This window comes from Paenibacillus sp. FSL R5-192, from assembly GCF_000517845.1.
In the GTDB taxonomy this organism is placed as follows: Bacteria; Bacillota; Bacilli; order Paenibacillales; family Paenibacillaceae; genus Paenibacillus; species Paenibacillus amylolyticus.
This window is the reverse complement of sequence record NZ_ASPR01000023.1, coordinates 22,500-30,695: the sequence shown is the minus strand read 5'-3', so window position 1 is coordinate 30,695 and position 8,196 is coordinate 22,500. Positions and strand designations below refer to the sequence as shown.

The 8,196-nt window shown below is 50.2% G+C and carries 6 protein-coding genes and 2 tRNA genes; all 8 read left to right on the top strand.

All coding sequences use genetic code 11. The features are described from left to right. Positions 1-3: 3 nt before the first annotated feature. Positions 4-77, top strand: a tRNA-Pro gene (locus tag C161_RS18650). Between the two features lie 10 nt (positions 78-87). After that, positions 88-158: transfer RNA gene (locus tag C161_RS18645), tRNA-Gly, on the top strand. A gap of 392 nt (positions 159-550) precedes the next feature. Further along, entirely contained in the window at positions 551-2,416 is a 1,866-nt protein-coding gene (iolD, locus tag C161_RS18640; protein ID WP_036671945.1) for a 3D-(3,5/4)-trihydroxycyclohexane-1,2-dione acylhydrolase (decyclizing), read from the top strand. Positions 2,417-2,469: 53 nt separating this feature from the next. Next, complete coding sequence (gene iolE / locus C161_RS18635) at positions 2,470-3,372, top strand: myo-inosose-2 dehydratase (RefSeq protein ID WP_036671943.1); 903 nt, start codon at positions 2,470-2,472, stop codon at positions 3,370-3,372. A 198-nt stretch (positions 3,373-3,570) separates the two neighbouring features. After that, entirely contained in the window at positions 3,571-4,581 is a 1,011-nt protein-coding gene (gene iolC / locus C161_RS18630) for a 5-dehydro-2-deoxygluconokinase (protein ID WP_036671941.1), read from the top strand. A gap of 98 nt (positions 4,582-4,679) precedes the next feature. Next, on the top strand, positions 4,680-6,155 hold the full coding sequence (locus C161_RS18625; RefSeq protein WP_244898267.1) for a CoA-acylating methylmalonate-semialdehyde dehydrogenase: 1,476 nt from the start codon (positions 4,680-4,682) through the stop codon (positions 6,153-6,155). Between the two features lie 69 nt (positions 6,156-6,224). Further along, a complete protein-coding gene (gene iolG / locus C161_RS18620) occupies positions 6,225-7,277 on the top strand; it encodes an inositol 2-dehydrogenase (RefSeq protein ID WP_036671940.1) in 1,053 nt (350 codons plus the stop codon). Between the two features lie 111 nt (positions 7,278-7,388). After that, positions 7,389-8,195: a 5-deoxy-glucuronate isomerase gene (iolB, locus tag C161_RS18615; RefSeq protein WP_036607990.1), complete on the top strand. Its 807-nt coding sequence runs from the start codon at positions 7,389-7,391 to the stop codon at positions 8,193-8,195. The last annotated feature ends 1 nt before the right edge of the window (position 8,196 follow it).

The following is an 8,196-nucleotide window of genomic DNA, read 5'->3' as shown; positions in this document are numbered from 1 at the left end:
TAACGGGATGTAGCTCAGCTTGGTAGAGCACCTGGTTTGGGACCAGGGGGTCGCATGTTCAAATCGTGTCATCCCGATTGTTGTTATGCGGGTGTAGTTCAATGGTAGAACTTTAGCCTTCCAAGCTAATAGCGTGGGTTCGATTCCCATCACCCGCTTATATATTGAAAAAGAAAGAGACGGTACTCACCGTATCTTTCTTTTTTTGCATTCACAGGCATATATTCCATGATTTTATACAAAGACCACGGATTATTTGGCTGAATATCATGTACCAGCATGTATCCCATCCTCACGATATATTTCCCTCTCTTTTAAGTCTGTCCTTAGTCATTGTGGAAGTGTTCAAATAGAGAAGGTCTAACACATGTTCGAACACAAGAATATCTTTTCTTTATCACAATTTATAAAAACGCTTACAAAAATAGCTTGCGTAAATCATTAACCTGTAATACCATATCAATTAAGCGCTTAACCTTTAGGGGTAAGGCGCTTAAACTTAACGTAGATTAAGCGCTTAACCCGTAAAGGAAAGGACGGCGATCAATTCATGAATACAATTCGACTAACGATGGCTCAGGCACTGCTTCGATACCTGGATCAGCAATATATCTCGGTTGACGGGGTGGAAACCAAGTTTGTGAAGGGAATCATCGGTATTTTTGGACATGGCAATGTAACAGGCATTGGAGAAGCGCTGGAGCGCAGTCCGGGAAGCCTGACGTATATGCAAGGCAAGAACGAACAAGGCATGGTGCATACGGCAGCGGCTTATGCCAAGCAGAAGAACCGTAGACAGATTTATGCATGTACAACATCCATTGGACCTGGTGCTTTGAATATGATTACAGCGGCAGCTACTGCAACGGTGAACCGGATTCCGGTTTTATTGCTTCCTGGAGATAACTTTGCTACACGGGAACCGGACCCGGTACTTCAGCAGTTGGAAGTGAGCAGTGATTATACAATCTCAGCAACTGATCCATTCAAAGCCGTCAGCAAGTACTGGGATCGCATTGTTCGTCCCGAACAGTTGATGATTGCTGTTACACAGGCGATGCGTGTGCTAACCGATCCAGCAGAGACGGGAGCAGTAACGCTCGCATTGCCGCAGGATGTGCAGGCAGAAGCGTACGATTACCCGGAATCTTTCTTTGCCCGCAAAGTACATTATCTGGATCGTCGTCCCCCGGTACAGGCAGCCATTGAGCGGGCAACGGAGCAGATTGCCCGAGGCAGAAAACCGCTGCTCGTTGCAGGCGGCGGTGTGTTGTACTCTGAGGCGTCCGTTCAACTCTTGGAGTTCGCCGAGGCATTTGGTATTCCGATCGCCGAGACGCAGGCGGGCAAGAGCGCAGTTTCTTGGGACCACCCACTAAATGTGGGGGCAATCGGGGTTACCGGCTCTCTGGCAGCCAATAGGCTGGCGAGAGAAGCAGACGTTGTGATCGGCGTCGGTACGCGGTTCTCGGATTTCACGACGGCGTCCCGCTCTGCTTTTCAACATCCGGAAGCTTCATTCATCAACATCAACCTGAACAGTATGGATGCCGCCAAGTTAGGCGGAGAAGCCATTCTGGCAGATGCTCGCGAAGGATTGCAGGCTTTGCAGAAGGAATTGCAGGAAAGACAATACCGAAGTGCATATGGCGCATCCGAAGTTGCTGATCTCCGCGCTGAGTGGAATGCAGAAGTGGATCGGCTGTATGCAGCTCAACATGAAGCAGGGCTGGCACAGACTACAGCAGTTGGCATCGTTAACCGGACCATTGATCCATCCTCCGTTATTGTGTGTGCGGCGGGCAGTCTGCCGGGTGATCTACATCGTCTGTGGCGTGCGTCTGAACCAAAGACATACCACATGGAGTATGGATTCTCCTGTATGGGGTACGAGGTAAGTGGAGCGTTCGGAGCAGCACTTGCCGAGCCGGATCGTGAAGTGTACGCGATGGTCGGTGATGGCAGTTATTTGATGCTGCATTCGGAGTTTGTGACTAGTTTGCAGGAACAGAAGAAGATGACCGTTCTATTATTCAACAACAATGGATTCCAATGTATTCATAATTTGCAGCGGGAACACGGTAGTGACGGGTTCGGCAATGAGTTCCGTTATCGGGAATCCGAGAGTGGACGACTGACCGGGGATTACATGCCAATGGACTTTGCTGCACACGCCCGAAGCATGGGAGCCAAATCCTATAGAGCGGAGACAGCAGAACAGCTGGAACAAGCACTCCGAGATGCGAAGAACGAAACAGTGAGTACGTTGATTGAGATTCCGGTCGTGCCTGGAACCAACGCAGGTGGATACGAGTCATGGTGGAATGTGGGTGTACCTGAGGTATCTGCCGAAGAAAAGGTAGTTCATGCTCATCACACCATGAAAGCCAACCGTGCCAAAGCAAGACCGATTTAATCCAGTTTAATATAGTGAATCACAATGTTGAACGACAAAGGAGACGTGGGGCAATGAGCAAGCTGCCATTCCAGCTTGGGATTCATCCGATCAATTGGGTCGGTGAAGATGTGAAAGAGCATGGTGATGCGACAACGTGTGCACAGATTCTGGATGACATTCAGCGTCTTGGGCTGACAGGTACAGAGATGGGACGTAAATATCCTACCGATCCTACTATATTGCGTGAGGAATTGAGCAAAAGGAATATCAAGCTGATCTCCCAGTGGAAATCCGTACTTTTCTCCGACACGGCATATCGTCAGTCGGAGCTGGACAGTTATCGCAAACATGCGGAATTTCTGCAATCCATGGGCAGTAAGGTAATCAGTACGGCAGAGGTAGGCGGGTCACTTCATTTTGATCCAAGACGGACACCGAATGAAAAAGAAGTGCTCAGACTCAGCGAATCTGAATGGCATATCTTCGCTGAAGGATTGAACGAAGCAGGAGCTATTGCCCGCGAACATGGGTTGAAGCTTACGTATCATCATCATGGAGGCACAGTGGTAGAGCAACCGGATGAGATTGATCGACTGATGGAGCTGACAGACCCTTCTCTCGTGTATCTGCTCTATGATACTGGTCATGCCTACTATGGCGGAGCCGATCCACTTGAACTGCTGCGCAAACATTATGATCGGATCGCCTATATCCATCTGAAAGATATCCGCCCGCATGTGCTGGATGAAGCACGCGAGGAGCAATCTGACTTTGTCGGCTGTATTCGTAGAGGAGTGTTCACTGTACCAGGCGATGGATGCATTGATTTTGCACCAATTCTACAAGAACTGATCACACGAGGGTACGATGGCTGGGCGATGCTTGAAGGAGAGCAGGACCCTGCGATTCATAACCCATATGAGTATGCGAAGCGATCTTTGAACTATATGGAGTCGTTATACCAACACAGCTGATTCGTTTAGCATTGTAGCGGTCAGAGGCCACACCTGTGAAGCGAAAAAGGAAGAAGGCCAGCAAGAGTATAACGTTACGATTGGAAAATAAAACTGACTTACTCTAGCCGTTACGAGTTCTTACGATGGAATGAGTAACTAGTCTAGATATCCATATAGAACATGGAAAATCCCACTACAGAAAGGGGCTCACATGCAATGACTTACGTATCCTTTCCGGTATCCAGGAAGAAGGATTTCACCGCGATTGGCCGCTTGTGCATCGACTTGAACGCCAATGAGATCAATCGCCCGATGGAAGAGACGATGACGTTTACGAAGTATGTAGGTGGCTCTCCGGCCAATATTACGATTGGCATGTCCAGACTGGGTATGAAGACGGCTTTTATCGGTAAGATCGCGGGTGACCAGATGGGCAGATTCATCCAGAGTTATTTGGAGAAGAACGGCATCGACACATCAAATGTAGTTACAGATGACACTGGAGCGGTGACAGGGCTTGCTTTTACCGAAATCAAAAGCCCAACGGATTGCAGTATCCTGATGTACCGGGACAATGTAGCGGATTTGTTATTACAGGCGCAAGAGGTACAAGAGCAGTTGATTGCTGACTCCAAAGTGCTGTTAATCTCAGGCACAGCCCTCGCGCAGAGCCCATCCCGTGAAGCCGTATTACAGGCACTAACGTATGCAAAAAAACATGGCACAGTTATTGTGTTTGATCTTGACTATCGCCCATACACATGGACATCGGACGAAGAGACAGCGGTCTATTACAACCTTGCAGCCGAGAAATGCGATATCATCCTCGGCACACGTGAAGAGTTCGACATGATGGAGACATTCGACCACAATCCGGATCATAGCGATCAAGTAACTGCACAGAAATGGTTTGATTTCTCAGCGAATATTGTAGTAATCAAACACGGCAAGGAAGGGTCCATTGCTTATACGCGTGAAGGGCTTTCCCATCGTGCGGACAGCTATCCGGCAAAAGTGGTCAAAACGTTCGGCGCAGGCGACTCTTACGCGGCTGGGTTCCTGTATGGATTGATGCAGGGCTGGACAATTGAGCGCAGTATGGCGTATGGCAGTGGCGCAGCAAGTATCGTTATTTCAAGCCACAGCTGTTCGGATGCAATGCCAACGGTGGAACAGGTGAATGACTACATTGAACGTTGCAATCGGGGCGAGATTACCGTGTCTTGAAGCACGTTGCAATACTTCGAACAACGTACTCATACAGATCTATAACAATGAACATGTTGAACATAAGGGATCACACATAAGTGAAGGGAGACAGGGCTATGGGAAAAGGAATTTCTGAAGCGTCTGCAACAGCGACAATGGTACAAAACTGGATCGGAGGTGCCTGGGTAACCCCGGCGTCAACTCGCACGGAGCCAGTGGTGAATCCGGCTACAGAAGAGGTTATTGCACATGTGCCACTGTCCGAACAAGCGGATGTGGATCTGGCGGTTCAGACAGCACAAGAAGCGTTCAAATCCTGGAGCAGCACACCGGTTCCGCGCCGTGCACGTATTTTGTTCCGCTACCAGCAGCTGCTGGTTGAACATTGGGAAGAGCTAGCTCGCCTGGTGACACTGGAGAACGGTAAAAGTTATGCCGAAGCGTACGGCGAGGTATTGCGTGGCATTGAATGTGTCGAGTTCGCGGCTGGTGCCCCGAATCTGATGATGGGCAAACAACTGCCTGACATCGCGACAGGACTGGAGTCGGGCATGTACCGCTACCCAATCGGTGTAATTGGGGGGATTACCCCATTCAATTTCCCGATGATGGTGCCGTGCTGGATGTTCCCGCTGGCTATTGCGTGTGGTAACACCTTTGTCCTGAAGCCGTCCGAGCGCACACCGCTGCTGGCAGGCCGCCTGGCAGAGCTGTTCAAGGAAGCGGGGCTTCCGGACGGCGTGCTCAACATCGTTCACGGTGCGCATGATGTCGTGAACGGGTTGCTGGAACATAAGGATGTTCAAGCGATCTCCTTTGTCGGATCACAACCTGTAGCTGAATACGTCTACACCACTGCATCCAAGCATGGCAAACGGGTACAGGCACTGGCTGGTGCCAAAAACCACTCCATCGTTATGCCGGACGCCGATCTGGATCTAACCGTGAAAGAGATTACCAGTGCAGCTTTTGGTTCAGCAGGGGAGCGTTGTATGGCATGTGCGGTTGTTGTAGCTGTGGGTGATGTGGCTGACGAACTGGTACAAAAGCTGGTGGAAGCGGCAGACCGCATTACCATTGGTAACGGCATGGATGAGGGCGTGTTCCTCGGTCCTGTCATCCGTGGACCACATAAAGAGCGTACACTCAGTTACATTGAAGCCGGAGAGCAGGAAGGCGCGGCATTGATTCGGGATGGACGTAAGGATCAGGCGACAGGTGAATCCGGTTATTTTGTAGGGCCTACGGTATTCGACCAAGTTGATAGCAATATGAAAATTTGGCAGGATGAGATCTTTGCTCCGGTACTCTCGGTGGCAAGAGTGTCTACGCTGGAGGAAGCCGTTGAGCTGGCGAACCGTTCTGATTTTGCCAACGGGGCGTGTCTGTTCACCCGCAGCGGAGCGAGTATGCGTCAATTCCGTGAAACGATTGATGCGGGCATGTTGGGTATTAACCTGGGCGTACCTGCGCCAATGGCATTTTTCCCGTTTTCCGGTTGGAAAAAGTCCTTCTATGGTGATCTACATGCCAATGGTACGGATGGTGTTGAATTCTACACTCGCAAGAAGATGGTAACGGCGCGCTGGTAACAACCAGAGCATCACTCGGGCTAAGGGGAACGCCCAGCCCATATGTACGCACATAGGGAGGATAACGGAATGGGCAAGGACAAAGTGAGAATTGGCATCATCGGTGCTGGACGGATCGGCAAAATTCATGCAGACAATCTCCTGCGTAACCCGCATGCCGAGATTGTGGGAATCAGTGACTTGTTTGCAGGTCCTGAATTGGAGGCTTGGGCCTCCAGTCGTGGCATCCCTGTTGTAACAACGAACAGCAGCGAGTTGATCTCGATGCCTAATGTAGACGCGGTGCTGATCTGTTCTTCAACAGATACACATGTGCCGCTGATCGAACAGGCCGCCCAGGCGGGCAAACATATCTTCTGCGAGAAACCAGTCAGCATGGATCTGGCACAGACCCAAGCGGCGGTAGCGGCAGTTCAGAAGGCTGGCGTGAAGCTGCAAATTGGATTTAACCGCCGCTTCGATCACAATTTCAGACGGATACGTGCGCATGTGCAGGATGGTACGATTGGTGATCCACATATTATCAAAATTACGTCTCGCGACCCGAGTCCGCCTCCTTCGGAGTACATCCGGGTGTCTGGCGGGATCTTCATGGACATGATGATCCACGATTTTGACATGGCCCGTTATCTGTCCGGGAGTGAAGTGGAAGAAGTGTACGCTCAGGGCAACGTGCTGATCAATCCGGTTTTTGCGGAACATGGTGACGTGGATACAGCGATTGTAACGATGACTTTTGCCAATGGAGCGATTGGTGTTATTGATAACAGCCGTCAGGCAGTATACGGATACGATCAGCGTGTTGAAGTATTTGGCTCGAAGGGCAGCGCCGCAGCGGCGAATGATCATCCAAATACGGCTGAGATCAGTACAGCGGCCGGGCTTATGCGCGACAAACCGTTACACTTTTTCCTGGAACGCTACAATGAAGCATATGTACAGGAGACAGCCCTCTTTATCGATGCAATCATTCATGATACACCGGTTATCGTTGATGGCCACGATGCAGTACAGGCAGAACGAATTGCACTGGCAGCAAAAATGTCCATGGAGCGGGGAAGACCTGTGAAGCTGAGTGAAGTCCCTGGGGTGTCACTGGAATCGCAAACGGCAACGCCATAGGTGGATGATTAAAGTCACTTTTTTCTAATAGAGCGTAAGAATGGTCCAAGTTTTTGTTTTTTATAAGTATCAGGTTGTTGTGGACGATTACAGAAAGGAGTGGATGACAAGATGTCAGAACGTATTGTGAAACCCGTGGTGAACCCGGAGGGAGACGGTACACTTATAAACGTAACACCGGAGTCGGCGGGGTGGGAATATGTTGGCTTTCAGGTAGCGAAGCTGGCGGAGGGGGAGACGCTAACCCGTGAGAGCGGTGATCAGGAACTCTGTGTGGTGCTTCTCAGTGGTTTCGCCAATGTAAGTACCCGGGAGCACACATGGGATAATATCGGAAAAAGAATGAGTGTTTTCGAGAAAATACCTCCGTACTCGGTCTACGTCTCAACTTCCGATCAAGTGCAGATCACAGCACGTACCGAACTGGAAATCGCTATATGTGTTGCACCCGGTAAAGGAACGCACCCGGCTCGTCTCATTGCACCCGAAGATGTAGGGGTAGAGGCGCGAGGGTATGGTAATCTGGAACGCCAGATTCACAACATTTTGCCGGAACAAAAGGAAGCAGACAGTCTGCTCGTTGTTGAGGTATTCACACCAGATGGGCATTGGTCCAGTTACCCGCCACATAAGCATGATCGGGACGCACTCCCGGATGAATCTTTGCTGGAAGAAACGTATTATTTCCGCGTGCAGCCTGAGCAGGGGTTTGCCATTCAGCGTATATACACGGATGATCGTTCTGTGGACGAGACGCTAGCAGTGAAAAACGGTGAAGTGGTGCTTGTTCCGGACGGATATCATCCGGTAGGCGCTCCTCCGGGGTATGAGGTCTACTATCTGAACGTGATGGCTGGACCAACCCGGACCTGGAAATTCCATAACGATCCTGACCATGAGTGGTTGATGAAAAAGTAAA

Coding starts and splice junctions, on each gene's coding strand:
- iolD (WP_036671945.1), top strand. CDS start 551: ATGAATACAATTCGACTAACGATGGCTCAGGCACTGCTTCGATACCTG.
- iolE (WP_036671943.1), top strand. CDS start 2,470: ATGAGCAAGCTGCCATTCCAGCTTGGGATTCATCCGATCAATTGGGTC.
- iolC (WP_036671941.1), top strand. CDS start 3,571: ATGACTTACGTATCCTTTCCGGTATCCAGGAAGAAGGATTTCACCGCG.
- C161_RS18625 (WP_244898267.1), top strand. CDS start 4,680: ATGGGAAAAGGAATTTCTGAAGCGTCTGCAACAGCGACAATGGTACAA.
- iolG (WP_036671940.1), top strand. CDS start 6,225: ATGGGCAAGGACAAAGTGAGAATTGGCATCATCGGTGCTGGACGGATC.
- iolB (WP_036607990.1), top strand. CDS start 7,389: ATGTCAGAACGTATTGTGAAACCCGTGGTGAACCCGGAGGGAGACGGT.